Consider the following 19,042-nt stretch of genomic DNA (forward strand, 5'->3'; position numbering starts at 1 on the left):
TCCGAAGTCGATCTGTCGCAAGACCAACTTCTACCAGGGGCTTTACGCTTCTCGATCATCGGGGGCGCCGGCGTCGGGGCGGCCCGAGGATCACACTCTGTCGCGGGGGCTTACGCGGAAGGGCTCAGTGATTCGCTGCTTGTCTGCGATGCAAGTGGCGGAGTTGCTGAGGCGTACAGACATAGGGCGGCCTGCCGCCTCGGGGAAACCTCCCGGATAGAACTGGTCCACCTTGATCCACGCCTTTATCTGGCGGCTATGGATCCCCGTCTCACCACGCGCTGCCGTCGGGTTCGGGTCGGATGCTTCGTGGCCCACGTATGTGTGGACGACGATGCTGATGCGCGCCGACCATTTGATTCCGGTCTGTACATCGTTCTCGGTCAGAGTTTCGCCGATCCGGCCGGTGTAGCAGACATTGAACGAGTTCTTGATCCAGCGCCACCTAGGGTAATTTGCGTGTCTGCTCAGCTGGCAGTCGATCTGCTTCGCGATGCGGTCGTAGGGAAAAGGCATACCGGCTGCCTGGACCGCCTGTGTACCGGTGGACGATTCGGCAGTGGGTGCGCTGGCGCGAGTCTGAGCCTGCTTTGTCTGTGTGGCCTGGCTGGGCAACGAATCGCCAACAGGCGTATTCATGTCGGCCAGCGGTTGGGCCAACCCCTGCTGCTTGACGGTGAGGTGCTGCCAGCGCGTCCAAGCCCTCGTGGTTCTGGAGTCGGTGATGCGGGCTCGCCATCTCACGTCTTCGTCGGCCCGCAGCTTGCCCTTGGCAACCTGCAGCGTTACCTGGGAGTCGCCGGGCTTGGCGGTGGCGTGGCCGGACCAGATCAGCCGCGTGTCCGATGTTGTCCTGCCCGCCTTGATGGACTTGCTGGGTGTGCGGGCGATTTCCACTTCCACTTTTGCCTCGCCGTCGCGCCCGGCAGACAGCCACGTGGTCAGGCGGGGAGTGAGGGTGGAGGCGACAGTGACGCCGTCCACGGTACGGCTGCCGTCCACCGTCAGCTTCTCAATCGAGGGGACAGGATCCGCGGCCGCGTGCATACGCCGTTGCTGCGCTGCCGCGATCGTTGCAGCGGTACCGACAGGAGCCCTCATGTCGGCCTGGACCTCTGCCGCGGTCTGGACGCGGTTGTAGACGCGCACCTCATCGATCAGGCCACTGAAGAACTCGCCCCAGAAGCTGTTGCCACCGAGGCGCAGCTCACCGCCTTCGTCAACGAGATGGTCAGGTCGGTGCGGCGTACGTTCGCTGGCCGGACTGCCACCGGTCGGGTGCTCACTCGTGGGCCCGACGTGAGCGAAGTGCTGAAGGTGGCGCGGGCGGCGGGCGTTCCGGCGCCCACGTACGAGCTGGTCCATCCGCCGGTCGTCGTCCAGGAGCTGCTGCCCGGCGCGCCGGCGCACACGCCCACGGCGGAGACCGTCCGTTCCATGATCGAGATCAACCGGCGGTGCCGTGGTGTGCTCGCGGGGCGCTCCGATCTGCCGGGGCACCAGCTGTACCTGCGGGAGGACGGGCCCGGTTACTGCCTGCATGAGCCGCTGCGCGGCAACGACGACCGGACGCGGCGGCTGCTCGACGAGGTGGAGGAGATCGGCCAGGCGTTCCCCGGCACCCTTGAGGGGGACGATCTGGTGCACATCGACTTCCATCCCGAGAACGTGCTGGTGGACGCGGCGGGGGCGGTCACCGGCGTGATCGACTGGGACGGCGCTGTCCGCGGCGACGCCGATTTCGACCTGGTCACGCTCCGTTTCGACCTGGCCGGCCGCGCGCCCCACCTGCTGGCGGACGTCCCAGAGACGGGTTCTGGCACGGGTTCTGGCACGGGTTCTGGCACGGTGGCGCTGGCCTGCTGGGCGCACATGAGCCTGCGCCTGGTCGACTGGGCCATCCGGCATCACTCCGCCTCCGATGTCACCCACTGGCTCGACCTGGCCCACCGGCTCAGGCCCCGCTGACGAGAGCCTCGCGAAGGGCGCACGGCGATGCGCACGGGAATAATGTGTTGCGTTCCCGTGCTGATCCACGCACTATGTTCCGCATGTTCCCGCGCGCTCACCTGACGACGCCCGCCCTGCCGGCGGGCGCGTTCGAGCGTGCCTGCGACGGCCTGGAGCGCTGACCTCTTCCCGTTCGTCCTGAAGTGACCCGGCGGGGGGAGGTCGACCGGCCCTGACGGGTCACGAAGCTCGGGAGTCTCAAGAGAGGGAATCATGGCCAAGCAGGCCTACGTGCGCAACAAGCCGCACCTCAACATCGGCACGATGGGCCACGTCGACCACGGCAAGACCACGCTGACCGCCGCGATCACCAAGGTGCTCGCCGCGCGGGGGCAGGCGACGTTCACGCCGTTCGAGCGGATCGACAGGACCCCGGAGGAGGCCTCCAGGGGGATCACGATCAACATCTCGCACGTCGAGTACGAGACCGCCACCAGGCACTACGCGCACGTGGACATGCCGGGGCACGCCGACTACGTGAAGAACATGATCACGGGGGCGGCGCAGCTCGACGGCGCGATCCTCGTCGTGTCCGCGCACGACGGGATCATGCCGCAGACCAGGGAGCACGTGCTGCTCGCCAGGCGGGTCGGCGTCGAGCACCTGGTGGTGGCCGTCAACAAGGCCGACGGCGCCGACCCGGAGCTGCTCGACCTGGTGGAGCTGGAGCTGCAGGATCTGCTGAGCGGGCAGGGCTACCACGGCGTCCCGATGGTGCGGGTGTCCGGGCTGCGGGCGCTGGAGGGCGACCCGGTCTGGACGGCTTCGGTCGACGCGCTGCTCACGGCGGTGGACGAGCACATCCCCGTGCCCGTGCGGTACGTCGACGCGCCGTTCCTCATGCCGGTGGAGAACGTGCTGACGGTCACCGGCCGCGGCACGGTCGTCACCGGCGCCATCGAGCGTGGCGCGGTGCGCGTCGGCGACACGGTGGAGGCCGTCGGGTTCGGCGAGGGGTTCGGCGCCGTCGTGACGGGCGTGGAGACGTTCGGCAAGACGATGGAGCGGGGCGAGGCCGGCGACAACGCCGCCGTGCTGCTGCGCGGCGTGCGCCGCGAGCAGGTGCGGCGGGGGATGGTGCTGGCCGAGCCGGGCAGCCAGCGGGCCCGCTCGTCGTTCACCGCCCGCGTCTACCTCCTGACCGCCGAGGAGGGCGGGCGGCGCAGGCCGATCGTGTCCGGGTACCGGCCGCAGTTCTACGTGCGCACGAGCTGGCGCTGCCCGAGCCTGCGCAGCCCGGCGACACGGTCGAGGTGGCGGTGGAGCTGGGCAAGGCGGTGGCGCTGGAGCCCGGGCTCGGCTTCGCGATCCGCGAGGGCGGGCTGACGGTCGGCGCGGGCACGATCCTCACCGTGCCCGGCTGACGATCCCGTCCCGGACCGGTCAGCCTGGTCAGGCTCGGCCGGTCCGGACGGTCTCGCGGGTGCGCGGCGACGGCGGCCCTGCCTGCCGTCGTCAGGTCGGGGTGCGAGGGCCGGGTCCCGCGGCGCGCGGGGCCCGGCCTGCCGGGGTCAGGTCCGGTCGAAGCGGATCCGGAGCGTCGACCGGCGTGCCCGCAGCTCGTACGCGGGCAGCACCCCGGGGCCGCAGGTGGCGGTGCCGACGCCCTGGTGCGCGAGGTCCAGGTGGAGGTGGACGCGGTCGTCCGCCACCAGGTCGGGCCGGTGGCGGGCGCGGGTCAGCGCGTCGTTGCTCCACGGCCGCGCCGCCATCCCGAACACGGGATCCCCCGTGACCCTGAACCCGCCGAAGTCGGCCCACCGCACCTCGGCCCGGTGGCCGTTCTCCTGCGGCTGGACGTACGGCGTCTGGAGCTCGTCGATCGTGGCCGACCAGCGGCCCATGCGGGCGGCCAGCCCGGTGTCCGGGTACGCCTCGCCGGGCCCCATCCCGAACCACGTGACCCGGTCGAAGGTGCGGGGCAGCGACATGGTGACGCCGAGCCGCGGGATCGGGTCGCGCCAGTCGCCGGTGGGCTCGATGTCGAGGAGCAGCCGGAGCCCGCCGTCGAACGTCCACCGGTACGTCGCCCAGATCCCGTGGTCGGTGGCCGCGGGCGCGACCCGGGTGCGGACGGTCAGCTCGTCGCCCTGTTCGACCGCGTCGACCCGGTGGGTGAGCCGGTGCAGGCCGAGCCCGCGCCAGGCGCCTTCGAGCCCGCCGTACCTGTCGTTGTCGGTGGGCGGCCGCCACAGGTCGAGCCGCGGGCCTTCGACGTCGATCCCGAAGAGCCGGACGAGCCGGCCCGAGGCGGCGTCGAACGCGCAGTCGCCGGCGGTGATCTCCGAGGCGCCGTGCACGAGCGCGGCGGCCGGCCGCTCGAAGCGGGCGGGGTGCCGGACGAGCAGCGCCTGACCCCACGCGACCTCGTGGCCGGCCCGCGCCCACGGCTCGTCGCGGGCGAGCACGGCGCGCACGGTGAGCCACCGTTCGCCGTCGGGGCCGCTCGCGTCGGGCACCTTGCACTCGCCGCCGCCGGCGGGCACGTCGAGCCGGTGCTCGGCGACGGCCTCGCCCTCCACCTCCACAGAGGCGACGAACTCCAGGTGGGACAGGTCGCGGAAGCCGTGTCCGTTGACGATCCGCACGACCCCGTCGCCGAACTCGAACCGGACCGGCTCGAACACCTTCTTCAGGTCGAGCAGCCCGGGGGACGGCGTGCGGTCGGGGAACACGAGCCCGTCGATCACGAAGTTCGAGTCGTGCACGGGCTCGCCGTAGTCGCCGCCGTAGGCGTACTCGTGGTCGGGGTGCTCGAGCCCGTGGTCGATCCACTCCCAGACGAACCCGCCGGCCAGCCGCGGGTAACGCTCGAACAACTCCTGGTACTCGGCCAGCCCGCCGGGCCCGTTGCCCATGGCGTGGGCGTACTCGCACTGCAGGAACGGCATGGCCCGCCGCCGCGCGTCCTGGCCGGGGTCGTCGAGCGCCTCCTCCTCGTAGCGGCCGATGGCCTCGACCTCGGCGTGGGAGGCGTACATGCGCGAGTAGACGTCGGTGTGCGCGCAGGAACGGTCGCCCTCGTAGTGCAGCGGGCGGGACGGGTCGCGCTCGCGGGTCCAGCCGGCCATGACGGCGAGGTTCCTGCCGACGCCCGCCTCGTTGCCGAGCGACCACATGATGACGCTGGGGTGGTTCTTGTCCCGTTCGACCATGCGGCGCATGCGGTCGAGCAGCGCGTCGGCGTAGCGGGGGTCGTCGGTGGGGTTGCCGTGCCAGCCGACCTGGCCGAATCCGTGGGTCTCGAGGTCGCACTCGTCGATCACCCACAGGCCCAGCTCGTCGCACAGGTCGAGGAAGGCGGGGTGCGGCGGGTAGTGGCTGGTCCTGACGGCGTTGACGTTGTGCCGCTTCATCAGCAGCACGTCCTCGCGCATCGTGTCGTAGGTGACCGCGCGGCCGTGCCGGGGGTGGAACTCGTGCCGGTTGACGCCCTTGAGCAGCAGCGGGCGCCCGTTGGCGAGGAGCACACCGTCCGCGATGGAGATCGTCCGGAAGCCGACGCGCAGGTGCACGGACTCGCCGGGGCAGGTCAGCACGGCGTCGTACAGGCGGGGTGTCTCGGCCGTCCACGGCTCCGCCTCGACCGTGATCTCGGCGCCCGGCTCCAGCCCTGCCACGCCGAGATCGGGGACGCTCAGGGTGCCCTCGCCGTCGAAGCGGAGCGTGCCACGCCCGTCAGCGTAGGAGGCGTGCACGAAGACGTCGGCGGTGGAGCGGGTGAGGGTGACGTCGCGGAAGATGCCCGGCAGCCACCACATGTCCTGGTCTTCCAGGTAGCTCGCGGCCGACCACTGGTGCACGCGCACGGCGAGCACGTTGCGTCCCGGCTTCAGCCACGGGCCGGCGTCGAACTCGGCAGGCACCCTGCTTCCCGTCCAGAAGCCCAGCTCGTGGCCGTTGAGCCAGACCCTGGCGAAGGATTCGGCGCCCTCGAACCGCAGCCGCCCGCCCGTCCACCCCTCGGGCAGGTCGAACGCGCGGCGGTAGTCGCCCGTGGGGTTCTCCCCGGGCACCCTGGGCGGGTCGACGGGGAACGGGTAGGAGACGTTGGTGTAGGCGGGGGCGCCGTGGCCGTGCAGCGGCCAGTGGCTGGGGACGGGCAGGTCGTGCCAGCCGGCGTCGTCGTAGTCGGGCCGGGCGAAGTCGTCGGGGACGTCGGCCACGGGCGAGAGGCGGAAGCGCCACGTGCCGTTGAGGTCGACGGCGGGGGCGTCGGAGCGGAGGGCCGCGCGTGGTTCGAGCAGGCCTGAACCGGGGCGGAAGCTTTCGAGGTCCATCGCCGCCGAGCCTAAGGCTTCGCGGCGGTTTCGTCATTGTCGCGTTGTCTGTCCGGTGCTCCGTTCACGTGCCGGGGCCCAGGTCGTAGACGCGGCGGGCGTTCTCCACGCCGATCATCGTGGCGACCCGTACCGCCTGGGCGGCCGACCACTCCCCCTCGGCCACGAACCCGCCCACCACGCGTGCCATCGCCCGCCGCCACAACACGGCTCCGAGAAGGTGCAGCTCGGCCGGGCCCCAGGCGTCGGAGGAGAAGAGCACCTTCGAGAACGGCGCCACCTCAAGGCTCTCGGCCACCAGCGCCGTGCTCCGCGCCCCCGTGTGGGTGACGCCGAGCCCCACGTCGAAGAAGACGTTCGGGTACGCCTCCGCCAGCAGCCCCGCGTGCCGGTGGTAGGGGTAGCAGTGCAGCAACATCAGCGGCACCCCGGTGGGCTCGGCCCGCTCGATGAGGCCGCGCAGCAGCAGCGGGTCGGAGCGGCGCAGGTCGATGTCGGGGTCGCCGTAGCCGATGTGGAACTGCAGGGGCAGCCCCCGGTCGAGCCCGGCCCAGATCAGGTGCCGCAGCAACACGGGATCGTCCAGCCGCCCGCCTCCCCCGGCGAGCCAGCGCCCGGCGGCCTCGGCGACCTCCGCCGCCGCGGGCGGCTCAGGGTCGAAGTCGAGCCCGTGCCGGTAGGCGACGATGGTCTTGAGCCCGCGCGCCGTGCGCGTGCGCTCCCACAGGGCCTCCGCGAACCGGCCGGCGAACGCGCCCGCCTCGCATCCGGCGGCGGCGACCTGCTCGGCCACGGTCTCCAGCCGCACCACCTCGTCGGCGGGCGAGCCGCTGGCCTCGGCCATGCCGGCAGGACCGAGGAGCTCGTCGCCGCGGTAGCCGGTCTCGACGAGGAAGTGCCCGGCGCCGCAGGCCGTCAGCAGCAGCCGGTTGACCTCGCCGGTGCCGAGCCTGGCCCGCCTGGCCAGGTATTCCTCCGGCGCGCAGTGCGGGCCGAGGCCGAGCACGGGCGCGCAGTGGCGCAGGATCGCGTGGCCGAGCTGGGAGTCGAAGCGGGTCATCCACTCGGGCACCGGCCGGTCGGACTCGCCGATCATCTCCTCGAACGCCCTGCGCGGCAGGTCATGGGTGGTGGCGCCGTGCACGTGGTGGTCGACCAGCGGCAGCTCGTCGATGACCCGCGCGAGGCCGCTGGGCACGAGGTCGAGCTCCATGGACATCGGCGATGTCTCCCAAGGTCAGCGTAGGCGACCAGGATAGGCGCAGCACCGTGCCCGCCGGGGTTCACGCGCCGCCGTCCCGCGGATGGCCAAACGCAAAAGGTCCGGGACGTCCATATATGTCCGGCTTTGTTTGTGGATAAGGTAGAAGATCTTCAATGACAGCAGCGACGTGCCAAGGCAGGGTTGTGAGCCAGGAGACGGGGATGACACCACCGGCGGATCCTCTCGACGCAGCAGGAGATCAGGAGCTCGGGAGGCTGCTCAAGGGCTACCACGAGGACGTGGCGGCGCTGGAGCGGCTGAACGAGCAGGTCACCGCGGTCAGGGGCCGCGGCGAGGCGGCGCAGGGACGGGTGGTCGCCGAGACCTCACAGACCGGCGGGCTCACCGGGCTCACCATCGACCCGCGTGCCATGCGCCTCGGCTCGGACGCGCTGGCGAAGGCCATCCTGGAGGCGGCGGGCGAAGCGGCACGCGACGCCGAGCAGGCGGCGGCCGACCTGGTGACTCCGTTCCTCGCCGGGACACCGCTGGACGACGGCATGCAGGACGACCCCCGCGGGGGTCGCAGACGTTGAAGTTCAACTTCGGCCGCGCGGGGATCCTCGGTTTCGGGACCCTCGGTCTGGCCGGCTTCGTCTCCCAGATGCTCGCCGTCGACTATCCGAAGGGGGACCCCGCCAAGGCCCGCCAGGCCGCCGCCGTCTGGAGGCGGCTCGCCGACCGCATCGAGCGGAGCCCGCACCGTACCTTCCCCGCGGCCGAGGCCGTCTGGCGGCGCAACGGCGGTGACGGGGTGGACGCCTACAAGCGCGCCGTGACCGCCGATCTGTATCCCGCGGACGAGAGCGCGGGATACGCCGCCAGGCTCGCCCGCCGCTGCCGGCAGAACGCCTCGGCCTGCGAGGAGTTCGCCGACGTGATCGACGCGGCGCGGCGCACGTACGAGACGCTCGCCATGGCCAACTTCGCCAGCTTCGTCTACATCGCCACCTTTCCCTGGCAGGCGGGAGCGGCGTACCAGGTCACCCAGTTCCTCATGCGCCGGGCGCAGGCGGGCATGCTGGCGAAGCTGCTGGAGCACAGCATCGCCAGGATCGTGCTGAGCAAGCTGACGGAGTACTCCCTCGGCAGCGCCATCTTCGCGGTCGGCGACGTGTCGGTGATGGCGGGGGTCAAGGCGCTGCGGGGCGAGGACGTCGGATCGTTCCAGGAGAACGCGACGCGGGCGCTGAAGGAGTTCGCCGCGTCGGTCGCCTTCTACGGCGTCTTCGACGCCGCGGCGCCCCTGATGAAGAGGGTGAGCGCCAACCCCGACGTGCAGTACTTCCTGAGCCGGCTGGCCGGGGGATCGATCGGCTACGGCCCCACGTACGACGTTCTGAGCGGAGAGACGGGCTCCGAGCTCACCCCCACCTGGAAGGAGACCATCGGCAGGACGCTGGTGTATTTCGCCATGGCTCACAAACCCGCGCGCTGAAAGGACCACATGGAGATCGACCGACCGGGGATCGAATCGTCGGCGGAGGAGTTCGAACTCGAGGCCGGCGAGTTCGCCGCGTTCGTCCAGCTGATGGGGGAGGAACTCAACGCCATCGGCGACTTCTGGGGCGACGGCAAGGAGGGCGTGACCTTCTTCAAGGGCCAGGGCGGCGGCATGGGGTACGAAGCGGTCACGGGGCAGGTCATGGAGGGTATCGACGTGTTCCACTCCGCGCACCACGAGATCGCCATGCGGCTGCGGGCGATGTCCGGCAGCGTCACGGTGGCCGACTGGGAGAGCGTGGCTGCCCTCCTCCGGGCCCTTCCTCCACCCGACCCCGGCACGCCCGTCTGGGGCACGATATAGCCGCGTGGACGTGCCGATCCCTGCCCCGGTGAAAAGTTGTGGCCATGGGTGACAAGAAGGGCGAAAACTGTTTTAATCCCGCCTAGATGACAAAGGGGCCACATGGCCCCGTGTGACCGTTTTCCTCGAGCGGGAAAGGCGGGTCCGTGCGAGCACCAGGTGGCGAAGTCGTCATCACCGGCGGTCTCGGTTTCATCGGCTCTCATCTCGTGGACGCCTACCTCGCGGCCGGCCACCGCGTACGGATCATCGACTCGAACGCCGGCGCGGTCATCGACGGCGAGGACTACGACGGCGACCCCCGATGCGCCGTCATCCGGGAGCGCGTCGAGGACTACCTGGCCGCGGGCGGCGACTTCGCGGGCGTGGACCGGGTCATCCACGCCGCCTCCTACGTGGGACCGGCCAGCATCCTGTCCCGGGCGGGACGGCTCGGCCACGACATCATCGGGAGCACCGCGCCGGTCATCGAAGCGTGCATGAACGCCGGGGCGCCGCTGTGCGTGTTCAGCTCCGCCGAGGTGTACGGCCGCAGCGGCGTCCTGGACGAGAAGGACGACATCGTCGTCCCGACGCAGTACAACACGCGCATCGAGTACGCGGTCGCGAAGACCCTGGCCGAGGCGATGGTCTGCAACAGCCGCAGGCACGGGTTGCGCGGGATCGTCATCCGGCCGTTCAACGTGGCCGGGGCGCGGCAGTCGCGGGCCGGCGGGTTCGTGATGCCGACGTTCGTGCAGCAGGCGCTGGCCGGCCGGCCCATCACCGTCTTCGCGGGCGGGGACCAGATCAGGGCGTTCATCGCGGCCGGCGACCTGACGGGCTTCCTCACCGGCTACATGGACCTGGCGCTGCAGGGCGACGAGGTCATCATCAACGTCGGCAACCCCGCCAACGCCGTCACCATCATGGACCTGGCGGAACGCGTCAAGAGCCTGCTCGCCAGCCCCTCCCCCATCGTCAGGGTGGACGGCAGGAGCGTGCACGGCCCCCACTACGCGGAGGCCGAGTCGTTCCACAAGATCCCCGCGCTCAGGGCGGCCACCGACCTGGGCTGGCGGCCCCGGATCCCGCTCGACGAGCTGATCCTGACCACCGCCGACTATTACCGTGCCAGAGAGGACCGAAGGGCAGTGAATGCGCCGCTTTGACCGCGTCTTGGTGATCTCCCCCCACGCCGACGACGAGGTTCTGGGCTGCGGCGGCCTGATGGCGGCGCAGGCCGACGCCGGAGCCGAGGTGCACGTCCTGTACCTGGCCGTGGACGGCATGCGCCACTACGGGCTCGACGGGGCCACCACCTACGGCCAGCGCCTCGACGAGATCGAGACCGTGCGCGAGCTGCTCGGCTTCACGTACGAGATCGCGTACGGGGACCGCGGGCTGACCGAGCGGCTCGACACGCTGCCGCGCAGGGAGCTGGTCGACCTGTTCGAGCAGGCGCTCAACGAACGCCGGCCCGACCTGCTGCTGCTGCCCAGCTTCGCCGACTACGACCAGGACCACTGCGCGGTGTTCCACGCCGCCTTCGCCGCGGCCCGGCCGATCGCGCCGCAGTTCGGCAAGTGGCTGGTGCCCAACGTCCTCATGTACGAGATGTCGAAGATCCAGTGGGCCTCGGAGCCGATCCCGCGCTCGACGGCGTACTGCGACATCGGCGCCCACCTGCGGCGCAAGCTCGGCGCGTTGCGCGGCTACAAGAGCCAGCACCGGCCCTCGCCGCACATCAGGAGCGAGGAGTCGGTGACGGCGCTGGCCACGCTGCGGGGGGCGGAGATCGGCGTCGCCCACGCCGAGGCGTTCGGGGTGCTGAGGGAGGTCCTGTGAAGACGTTCGCGTTCGCCACCGGCATGGAGTTCGCCGCCCCGGCCGTGGACGTGCTGGTCGCGCAGGGCACACCGCCGTCGCTGCTGATCGGCTACCCGCCGCGGCTCAGCCACCGCTCCGGATACGCGCCGCTGCGCGAGGCGTCGGACAAGCACGGCATCCCGCTGCTGGAGACGGACGACATCAACGACGGCCAGGCCTACGAACGGGTCAAGGACATGGACCTGTTCGTCATCGCGGGATGGTCGCAGCTCGTCCGCGAGCCGCTGCTGTCGGCCTGCCCGAGGGGGTCGATCGGCCTGCACCCCACCCGGCTGCCCGAGGGGCGGGGTCGGGCAGCGCTGCCGTGGACGATCATCAAGCGGCTCACCACGAGCGCGGTCAGCCTCTTCTTCCTGGACGAGGGCGCCGACACCGGTGACCTGATCGCGCAGCGGGAGTTCACCGTCAGCCGGCGCGACGACGTCACCGCGGTGTACCGCAAGGTCACCGAGATCAACATCGACCTGCTGGCGACGTACATCCCGCTGCTGCTGGACGGGCGGGTGGTGGCGCGGCCGCAGGAGCCCGGCGGGTCGTGGTGGGAGAAACGGCGGCCCGAGGACGGGGTGATCGACTGGTCGCGGCCCGCCTCCGACCTCTACGACTGGGTGCGCGCTCTGGCGGCCCCCTACCCGGGCGCGTTCACGTCCGTGGCGGGACGGCGGCTGTACGTGCACAGCGCCGACCTCATCGAGCTCGGCGGGCCGGTCGTAGGGGCGGAGCCCGCGGGCACGGTGCTCGCGCCCGTCTGGTCGACCGGCACCGGCGGGATGCTGGTGGCGTGCGGGTCAGGGCTGCTGGTGGTGCGCGAGGTCCAGTGGGAGGGCGGCGAGCGGCGTGACGCCCTCGACCTGCTGGAGTCGGACGAGCTCGCGGTCGGCGCATGCCTGGGCACCTGAAGCCGTCCGGCGGCCCGCCCCCCGGCGCGCGGCACGCCGGCGGCACGGATCCGGAAGGGCGCGTGCGGCTGACCGGTGCGGTGATGGCGCATCCCCGGCGCAGGGAGGCGGCCGCCCGGCTGGCCGGGGACGTCCTGGACGTGGTGACCGACCCCGATCCCGCGGGCAGGCCCTCGGCGTTCCGTACCTCGCTGCTGGCCTGGTCGAGCATCCCCGAGCACGCCACCCACCACGTGCTGCTGCACGACGACATGGCCCTGTCCGGCCGGTTCTTCGAGCGCGCCGAACGCGCCGCCCGCGCCATGCCGGGCGCCGCGCTGGCCCTGTTCGCGTTCTGGAACTCGCGCAACGGCGCCGCCGTGCGGATGGGCGCGCTGGCCGGGGCACGCTGGGTGCGCGGGGCGGGCGAGTACACACCGGTGGCGGCGCTGCTGCTGCCCAGGAACGTCGCCGCGGGGTACGTGGAATGGGCCAGGGGCCGGGGCGAGACCTGGCCCGACGACGTGCTCATGGGCCGCTACCTGCGCCAGGCCGGGGTGCCGGTGTACGTGGCGGTGCCGAACCTGGCCGAGCACGAGGACCTGGCCAGCCTCGTGGAGAACGACTTCCAGGGGGTGCGCCGCTCCCCGTGCTTCTTCGCCGACGACCCGCCGGCCGGCGCGGGCGAGGAGCGGGTGCTCGACCGGCTGCCGGTGATCCCGTTCTTCAAGCGCGGCGTGGCCCAGTGCGCGGTACGCGTGCCGGAGTCCGGCCGGTGGCGGGACCTGCGCTGCGACGACTACCTGGCGGGCCTGGGGATCGACGCGGGCTCGCTGCGGAACCAGGCAGGTGCGGGACCGCACTTCCCGCTGTGGCTCACGGCGTACACGATGGGGGTGGTCCACCGCGGGCCGCGCGGGGACGCGCGGGTCGTGGACGAGGCGCTGGCCACCATGGGCCCCGGCGGGCTCTGCCACGAGCTCGGGGCGCGCGAGCTCGCCCGGCTGTGGCCTGGGTTGCACGAGGTCGCCAGGGCCGGCCTCGAGGCGGGGCTGGCGGGCGCTCCGGCCGTCCTCACACCACCGGTCGCTTCCGAGCGTTCGGAGGTGGCCGTGAGCGGCGCGGCGACGTTCGTCCGGCAGCACGTGGCGGACGCGCTGGCCGACCGGGGCTTCCGCCTGTCCGGCGGCGACGGGGGCGACGCCGGCGTCGTGGTGCACGTCTGCGCGCTCGGCTGGGACGCGGACGCGGACCCCGAGGAGGAGGTACGGCTGGCCCGCGCCGCCTTCGCGGGCGGCCGGGGCGGGGTGCTGCTGAGCTCGTGCCACGTCTATCCGGCGCGGAAGTGGGTGGACGAGGAGACGCCTGTCGACCCGGCGGCCACACCCCTGGCCCGGGCCCTCAGCGCCGTCGAGTCGGCCGCTCCGGGCTCCGTGGTGCTGCGGCTCGGCGAGCCGTACGGGCCCGGCATGCCCCAGCGCGGGGCGGTGGCGGAGCTGGTGCTGCGCTCGTCGCTCAACCGTCCGGCGCCCGTCGACGGCCCTCCCGTGCAGCTCGTGCACGTGCTGGACGTGGCTCAGGCGGTCCTGGCGGCGCTGGAGAAGGGGGTCGCGGGACGGGTGTACAACGTCGCGGGGCGGCGGCGGTGGCGCATGCGGGATCTGGCCGAGGCGGTGTCCAAGGCGGTGCGGCCGGTTCACATGGAGACGTCGGAGAGTCCCGGCGGGCCGCTGGTCAACGTGGAGCGGGCGGGCGTGGAGCTGGGCTGGCGGGCCGGGGTGACGCTGGACTACGGGCTGCACACGTTCGCGCAGTGGCTGGCGTACGAGAGCGACCGCGCCTGACCCGGCCCCGGAGAGCACCCGCGCCCCGCCTTCGCCCGCCGACCTCCACCGGCCGCGCGTGCCCGGTCCCGGTCAGGCGATCGGCCGCCAGCGGAGGGTGCCGTCGGGGCCCGTGCCGATGAGGCGGCCGGACGCGGCGGCGAGGACGGTGTGTCCGGCCGCGGGGCCCAGATCCTCCCAGGGGGTTTCGTGGCGGTTCACCGATCTGGTGAGGATACGGTCGCCCGCGACGCCGAACAGCCTGCCGTTCATCGCGGCCAGGGTCCCTGGGCCGGTCCCCGGGCCGGTCGTTGCGCCGGGCGTTGCGCCGGGCGCTGGGCCGATCAGGGTCCAGTCGTGTGCGGGGAGCCGCCGGATGGGGAGGTGCCGGAGTTCGTTCGCGGTGGTGATGGCGAACAACCCCTCGTCGGCGGCGGCCAGTCCGGTGGTGCCCTCAGGTGCCTGGCCGACGTCCTGCCAGGGTGCGGGACCGGGCACGGGGTCTCGGTAACGGATCGTGCCGTCGGGGGCGACGCCGTAGAGACCGGCGGGCGGGCCGCCGTGCGCCTCCCTCGGAGCGGCCAGGGCGATCGCGTCCGTCTCGTCGATCGTTCGCCACGGGAGGTTCTGACCGGAGATATCCCGGTACGCGAGCGTGCCGTCCGCGCAGGCGGCGAAGAGCCGGCCCTCGCAGCAGACGAGGGCCCGCGCGACGCCGGGCGGCGCGGGGCCGATGACCTCCCACGCGGGTGCCGGCGGGGGTTGGGAGAGGCGGTCGAGGACGTTGCGGGTGATGCGGGCCAGGGCCGGGTCGTGCAGGGTGTTGCCCCAGTTGATGGTGCCCGCGTTGAAGACGGTGCCCGCGCCGAGGCGGTGCACGCTCATGGTGGCCGCCCCGGCCCTGCCGTAGCGGCGCCAGTGGGCGAGGTCGGCGGTGGCGAGCACGACGAGTGACGCAGGCGCGCCGTCGCGGCCGGAGGCCCGGGGGACGCCTTGCACCCAGTCGAGGTCGGCGGCGTCCGTCTCGTAGCCGATCGCCCCCCGCCCGAACGTGTCGCCGTCGGCCAGCCCGGCGCCCTCGAACGCCCAGTGCCCGGCGAAGCGGACGGTGTAGGACTCCTCGGCCATGACACGCGAGTCGACCCAGCAGCCGGCGCCGTTCCTGAAGGACAGGCCGGTCAGGAGGTTCTCCGGGCGGTTGACGGGCTCGCTGGGCCATTCGACGGTGACGCGGCCCGGGTCGGTGGCGGCCATCGGGTCGGCGACGGCGTCGCGGTAGCAGACCATCGTGCGCAGGTCGTCCTCGAAACGGACCTGCCACCAGCAGGTGTTGCCGGAGAAGATGGCGATGTTGCCGCCGCGGCGGGCGAACTCCTCGGCCGCGTCCCGCATCTCCCACGACCAGTACTCGTCGTGCCCGTTGACGACCAGCAGCCGGTAGCGGCTCAGCAGGTCGAGACCATCATGCGAACCGAGCCCCTCACGAGGGTCGGGGGCAGGGCGGGCGGGGGCGCCGTGCAGGTCGAGGGCCGAGCAGTAGTCGACGGTGTAGCCGGCCGGCGCGAGCCAGCGGAGCAGGCCCAGCTCCCACTCCTCGATCTGCGGCCCGGCTCCCGGCCGGTCGAAGGTGACCTTGACGGCGCGGTCGGGCTGCTCCGACTGGTAGAGGCCCTCACCGGGGACGCCGGGCCGGTTGTACGCCTCCCAGGTGGGGAACGGGATCGACACCAGAATGGGCGAAGCGGGCACAACACTGCGTACGACGAAATATGCGGAAGTTTCGTGGTAGACGGCTCGGTAGAGCGAGCTGTGCCAGTCCGCCCCGACCTTCAGCGTCCAGTCCGGCCCCGGCGCGGCGGCGCCCTCCAGGACGGTCCGCCCGGACGGCACGTCCTCCACCCTGATCGGTCCGCCGCCCTCGTCGAGCAGGCGGAAGCGCAGTGCCTCGCCCTGCGCGCACGACGTCGCCGTGGCGTACAGGCTCATGAGCGGGCCTCCCCCAGAACCAGCTTCTCCAGGTCGAGCAGGTAACGCTCGGCGTCCGGCGGCGGCAGCAGCGCGGTGTCGGCGTAGCACGACACCTCCATCCGGCCGGGCTCGCCGCCGACGTGCACGCGGAAGTCGCAGATGTTGCGGTCCATCGCGTCCGTCCTGGTCACCTCCGTCACCCCTGGTACGGACTCGCGCGGTGCCCCGTCCTCCTGCACGAGCCGCTGGTCGTTGAAGCAGCCGAACGACCTGATCCCCGGCCCGGCGGCGCCGACCGCCTCCGCCATCGCGCACGGGTCGTACTGGGCCAGCCGGTAGGCGCGCAGCGCGCTCCCCCACGCCTGGCGTACCAGCGCGTCGAACGACTCCGTACGGAGGTCGAGCACCACGAGCGCCTCCTGCGAGATCGTGCCCACCACGTCGCGGCGGCCGGCCGCGAACCGGTTGTTCACGATCACCCGCATCCCGTGGAACCGCTGCCCGGTGAGCCCGCCGGCCTGCCGCATCGCGGCCGCCAGCAGCACGGTGGAGGAGCTGACCCGGTTGCGGGCGGCGACGTCCTGCGCGGCGTCGTCGAGGGCGGGCGAGCGGAGGGTGACCTCCACGAACCGGGGCCGGCCTGGCGGGTGGGACGGCGGCGGGACCGGGTCGAGGCGGGCGTGCTCGGCGAGCCAGGCGGCGATGGTCTCGCTCGACAGGCGCAGGCCCTCGGCCGAGCCCTGCCAGGCGGCCAGTTCCCTGGGGGTCGGGCCCTGCGGGGGCGGCAGGGAGTCGCGCAGCAGGAGCAGCCGGAAGTCCTTGACGACGAGGTCGGCCGCGTGGCCGTCGGCGGCGAGGTGGCTGAGGACCAGGACGACCTGGCGTAGGTGTCCTCCCTCCGTCACGAACGCCACCCGCAGCGGCCACTCCTGCTCGTACCGGAACGGCACGGCGGCCAGCCGGTCGCACACCTGCTGGGCCGGCTCGTCCCCGGTCACCTCGAAGGCGGGCCGCGCCTCGGGGAAGATCAGCTGCAGCGGCGCGTCGCGCGGTCCGGTGAGCCGGGTGCGCAGGGACTCGTGCCTGGCGACCAGCCGGTCGAGGGCCTGGGCGGCGCGCTCCACGGTGACGGGCCGCTTCCTGGGGGCGTCGAACACGCGGCCGATGGTCAGGTAGTGGTCCTGTGGCTCGGCCGCGAGGACGGCCCGCCAGATGTCCTGCTGGCCCCAGGTGAGGGGTGCGGTGAGGGGTGCGGTGAGGGGCGCGGTGAGCGGCGCACCGACCGGTTCAGCCATGCCGGGCGGGTCAGCCGTGCAGCCGTACGTAGTCCACCAGCTCGTCGAGGCCGTCCAGGGTGGCAGGTTCGAGCTGCACCCCGAACTCGGCCTCCACCGCGTCGATCAGCCGCAGGTAGGCGAGCGAGGTGACGCCGAGATCGCTCAGCCGGGCACGCCCGGCCATCACCTCGGCCGGGTCGACCGCGCCGTCCGTGGCCTTGACGATCATGCCGGCGAGCCGCTCGCGGAGCTCTCCATCCATCTGCACCTGGCGAACCCTCCGTGATCGGGGAATCCGCGGCGAGTGTGTCATGCGTCACCAGATGTCGGCAAGCGCCAGAAGGTGAGGGCTTGACGCCATTGTGCATTTTTTCTAGCGTCAAGCGGCACGACGAAAAAAATTCTGGGGGTGGTTCCGTCGGCCCTTCCAGTCCCCGATCTCCTGTCGTCCCGAGCAGCCACCGAACCCGAGCACGAAGCGCTCGTCGTCGCCGGTCAGGGAGCCCTGACCCTGCGCGAATGGGACGAGCGCTCCACCGCCGCCGCCCGCGGGCTGCCGGGGCCGCTCCAGGGCGATCGGGTGGCATTGGTGTTCGGCGGCCAGGACTGGCTGGACTACGCCGTGAGCTGGATGGCCGTGCTGAAGGCGGGCGGCGTGGCGGTGCCGCTGCCGGACCGGGCGGCCCCTCCCGAGCAGGCGTACATGATCGGGCACTGCGGCGCGGCGGCGGTGGTGCACGGCCGCGACGCGCTGCGGGAGCCGCCGGCGGGGCCCGCCGTCATCGCCTTCGAGGAGCTGTTACGCCCCTCGGAAGCGCCGCCTCCGCCCGCGATCGACCCGCTCTCGCTCGCGCAGATCCTCTACACCTCCGGCACCACCGGCCGGCCCAAGGGCGTGGCCGCCACCCACGCCAACCTGACCTCCCCGCCCGTGCACCCCAAGCGCCGCCCGTTCGCCCATTCCCGGCATCTGGTGCACGCCTTCCCGATCGGTACGAACGCCGGCCAGGTGATGTTGCTCCACGCGCTCACCGCGGCCCCCACGGTGGTCACGCTGCCGATGTTCACCCCGGCCCGCTTCGCCGCCCTGATCGAGGAGCATGCGGCCGGCACCTGCTTCGTGGTGCCCGCGATGGCGATCGAACTGCTCAACGCCCGCGTCCAGGACCGCCACGACCTGTCGAGCGTGCTGCTGCTCGGCTCGGCCGCCGCCGCGCTCCCGCCGGCCGTGGCCGCCGAACTCACCGGGGCGTTCCCGAACGCGACCGTGGCCAACTACTACACCTCCACGGAGGCGGCCCCCGCCCAGACCATCATGATCTACGACGGCGACCGGCCCGGCTCCCTCGGCCGCGCCGCGGGCGGGTCGCGGCTCCGGATCGCCGGCCCAGCGGGCGAACCCGTACCCGCCGGGACGACCGGCGAGGTGTGGCTGCGCGCGGCGGCCCACCCCCGGGCCTACTACGGCGAGCGGGACGACGCCTTCCAGAACGGCTGGGTGCGCATGGGCGACCTGGGCTACCTCGACGACGAGGGCTACCTGTACCTTGTCGACCGCGACGGCGACGTGATCAAGTCGGGCGCGTTCAAGGTCTCGACGCTGCAGGTCGAGGCCGCGCTGCACGAGCATCCCGCGGTGGCGGACGCGTCGGTGTTCGGCGTGCCGCACCCGGTGATGGGCATGGCGGTGGCCGCGGCGGTGGTGGCCCGCGAGCCGCTGGCGCTCGGCGACGTGCGGTCGTTCCTCGGCGGCCGGCTGGCCGGGCACGCGCTGCCGTCGAAGTTGCTCTGCCTCGACGTCCTGCCGAGGAACGCCGCGGGCAAGGTCATCAAGCGGGAACTGCGCCGTCTGGCAGAGGAGTGAAC

At 72.3% G+C, this 19,042-nt stretch carries 15 protein-coding genes and 1 pseudogene; 10 read left to right on the forward strand and 6 right to left on the reverse strand.

All coding sequences use genetic code 11. The features are described 5' to 3' along the window. Positions 1–90: 90 nt before the first annotated feature. Positions 91–1,365, reverse strand: a complete 1,275-nt coding sequence (locus ABGB01_RS19735; RefSeq protein ID WP_347774999.1) for a LamG-like jellyroll fold domain-containing protein — start codon at positions 1,363–1,365, stop codon at positions 91–93. On the opposite strand from ABGB01_RS19735, the gene ABGB01_RS19740 reads away from it, so the two are divergent. Further along, complete coding sequence (locus ABGB01_RS19740) at positions 1,300–1,968, forward strand: phosphotransferase (protein ID WP_347775001.1); 669 nt, start codon at positions 1,300–1,302, stop codon at positions 1,966–1,968. The genes ABGB01_RS19735 and ABGB01_RS19740 overlap by 66 nt on opposite strands. Positions 1,969–2,223: 255 nt before the next feature. After that, positions 2,224–3,374: pseudogene (tuf, locus tag ABGB01_RS19745) on the forward strand (elongation factor Tu). A gap of 147 nt (positions 3,375–3,521) precedes the next feature. Here the strand turns inward: tuf and ABGB01_RS19750 are convergent. Together ABGB01_RS19750 and ABGB01_RS19755 are read right to left on the reverse strand one after the other, a co-directional pair. Further along, positions 3,522–6,290: a glycoside hydrolase family 2 TIM barrel-domain containing protein gene (locus ABGB01_RS19750; RefSeq protein ID WP_347775003.1), complete on the reverse strand. Its 2,769-nt coding sequence runs from the start codon at positions 6,288–6,290 to the stop codon at positions 3,522–3,524. Positions 6,291–6,354: 64 nt separating this feature from the next. After that, positions 6,355–7,509 carry an amidohydrolase family protein gene (locus ABGB01_RS19755; RefSeq protein WP_347775005.1) on the reverse strand — a complete coding sequence of 385 codons (1,155 nt, stop codon included), beginning with the start codon at positions 7,507–7,509 and terminating at the stop codon, positions 6,355–6,357. Between the two features lie 206 nt (positions 7,510–7,715). Here ABGB01_RS19755 and ABGB01_RS19760 point away from each other — a divergent pair, with 206 nt between their 5' ends. The 7 genes from ABGB01_RS19760 to ABGB01_RS19790 all read left to right on the forward strand — a co-directional run bounded on the left by ABGB01_RS19760 (position 7,716) and on the right by ABGB01_RS19790 (position 13,952). Then, entirely contained in the window at positions 7,716–8,090 is a 375-nt protein-coding gene (locus tag ABGB01_RS19760) for a YbaB/EbfC family nucleoid-associated protein (protein WP_347775007.1), read from the forward strand. Further along, a complete protein-coding gene (locus ABGB01_RS19765; RefSeq protein WP_347775008.1) occupies positions 8,087–8,992 on the forward strand; it encodes a hypothetical protein in 906 nt (301 codons plus the stop codon). The genes ABGB01_RS19760 and ABGB01_RS19765 overlap by 4 nt, the downstream gene beginning before the upstream one ends. A 9-nt stretch (positions 8,993–9,001) precedes the next feature. After that, positions 9,002–9,361 carry a hypothetical protein gene (locus ABGB01_RS19770; protein ID WP_347775009.1) on the forward strand — a complete coding sequence of 120 codons (360 nt, stop codon included), beginning with the start codon at positions 9,002–9,004 and terminating at the stop codon, positions 9,359–9,361. A 146-nt stretch (positions 9,362–9,507) separates the two neighbouring features. Further along, on the forward strand, positions 9,508–10,512 hold the full coding sequence (locus ABGB01_RS19775; protein WP_347775010.1) for an NAD(P)-dependent oxidoreductase: 1,005 nt from the start codon (positions 9,508–9,510) through the stop codon (positions 10,510–10,512). Continuing rightward, positions 10,499–11,188: a PIG-L family deacetylase gene (locus ABGB01_RS19780; protein ID WP_347775011.1), complete on the forward strand. Its 690-nt coding sequence runs from the start codon at positions 10,499–10,501 to the stop codon at positions 11,186–11,188. The genes ABGB01_RS19775 and ABGB01_RS19780 overlap by 14 nt, the downstream gene beginning before the upstream one ends. Continuing rightward, positions 11,185–12,129 (forward strand): methionyl-tRNA formyltransferase, encoded by a 945-nt coding sequence (locus ABGB01_RS19785; protein WP_347775012.1) that lies wholly within the window; start codon positions 11,185–11,187, stop codon positions 12,127–12,129. Before ABGB01_RS19780 ends, ABGB01_RS19785 begins: the two co-directional genes overlap by 4 nt. Further along, positions 12,114–13,952, forward strand: a complete 1,839-nt coding sequence (locus tag ABGB01_RS19790) for an NAD-dependent epimerase/dehydratase family protein (RefSeq protein ID WP_347775013.1) — start codon at positions 12,114–12,116, stop codon at positions 13,950–13,952. Before ABGB01_RS19785 ends, ABGB01_RS19790 begins: the two co-directional genes overlap by 16 nt. A 72-nt stretch (positions 13,953–14,024) precedes the next feature. Here ABGB01_RS19790 and ABGB01_RS19795 read toward each other — a convergent pair whose 3' ends face one another. Genes ABGB01_RS19795 through ABGB01_RS19805 form a run of 3 tightly spaced genes read right to left on the reverse strand, consistent with a single transcriptional unit; the run spans position 14,025 to position 17,438 of the window. Then, positions 14,025–15,917, reverse strand: coding sequence for a N,N-dimethylformamidase beta subunit family domain-containing protein (locus ABGB01_RS19795; RefSeq protein WP_347775014.1), 1,893 nt, complete (start codon positions 15,915–15,917; stop codon positions 14,025–14,027). Further along, positions 15,914–17,194, reverse strand: coding sequence for a condensation domain-containing protein (locus ABGB01_RS19800; protein WP_347775015.1), 1,281 nt, complete (start codon positions 17,192–17,194; stop codon positions 15,914–15,916). Before ABGB01_RS19800 ends, ABGB01_RS19795 begins: the two co-directional genes overlap by 4 nt. A 10-nt stretch (positions 17,195–17,204) precedes the next feature. Then, positions 17,205–17,438, reverse strand: a complete 234-nt coding sequence (locus ABGB01_RS19805; RefSeq protein ID WP_347775016.1) for an acyl carrier protein — start codon at positions 17,436–17,438, stop codon at positions 17,205–17,207. Between the two features lie 147 nt (positions 17,439–17,585). On the opposite strand from ABGB01_RS19805, the gene ABGB01_RS19810 reads away from it, so the two are divergent. Beyond that, positions 17,586–19,040 (forward strand): AMP-binding protein, encoded by a 1,455-nt coding sequence (locus ABGB01_RS19810; RefSeq protein WP_347775017.1) that lies wholly within the window; start codon positions 17,586–17,588, stop codon positions 19,038–19,040. Positions 19,041–19,042 lie beyond the last annotated feature (2 nt).

This window comes from Nonomuraea sp. B5E05 (assembly GCF_039880665.1).
Taxonomy (GTDB): Bacteria; Actinomycetota; Actinomycetes; order Streptosporangiales; family Streptosporangiaceae; genus Nonomuraea.

Excerpts from the sequence above, each read along its gene's own strand:
- ABGB01_RS19780 (WP_347775011.1), top strand. The coding sequence starts at position 10,499 with ATGCGCCGCTTTGACCGCGTCTTGGTGATCTCCCCCCACGCCGACGAC.
- ABGB01_RS19800 (WP_347775015.1), bottom strand. The coding sequence starts at position 17,194 with ATGGCTGAACCGGTCGGTGCGCCGCTCACCGCGCCCCTCACCGCACCC.
- ABGB01_RS19735 (WP_347774999.1), bottom strand. The coding sequence starts at position 1,365 with ATGGACCAGCTCGTACGTGGGCGCCGGAACGCCCGCCGCCCGCGCCAC.
- ABGB01_RS19750 (WP_347775003.1), bottom strand. The coding sequence starts at position 6,290 with ATGGACCTCGAAAGCTTCCGCCCCGGTTCAGGCCTGCTCGAACCACGC.
- ABGB01_RS19805 (WP_347775016.1), bottom strand. The coding sequence starts at position 17,438 with ATGGATGGAGAGCTCCGCGAGCGGCTCGCCGGCATGATCGTCAAGGCC.
- ABGB01_RS19790 (WP_347775013.1), top strand. The coding sequence starts at position 12,114 with ATGCCTGGGCACCTGAAGCCGTCCGGCGGCCCGCCCCCCGGCGCGCGG.
- ABGB01_RS19795 (WP_347775014.1), bottom strand. The coding sequence starts at position 15,917 with ATGAGCCTGTACGCCACGGCGACGTCGTGCGCGCAGGGCGAGGCACTG.
- ABGB01_RS19755 (WP_347775005.1), bottom strand. The coding sequence starts at position 7,509 with ATGTCCATGGAGCTCGACCTCGTGCCCAGCGGCCTCGCGCGGGTCATC.
- ABGB01_RS19760 (WP_347775007.1), top strand. The coding sequence starts at position 7,716 with ATGACACCACCGGCGGATCCTCTCGACGCAGCAGGAGATCAGGAGCTC.
- ABGB01_RS19770 (WP_347775009.1), top strand. The coding sequence starts at position 9,002 with ATGGAGATCGACCGACCGGGGATCGAATCGTCGGCGGAGGAGTTCGAA.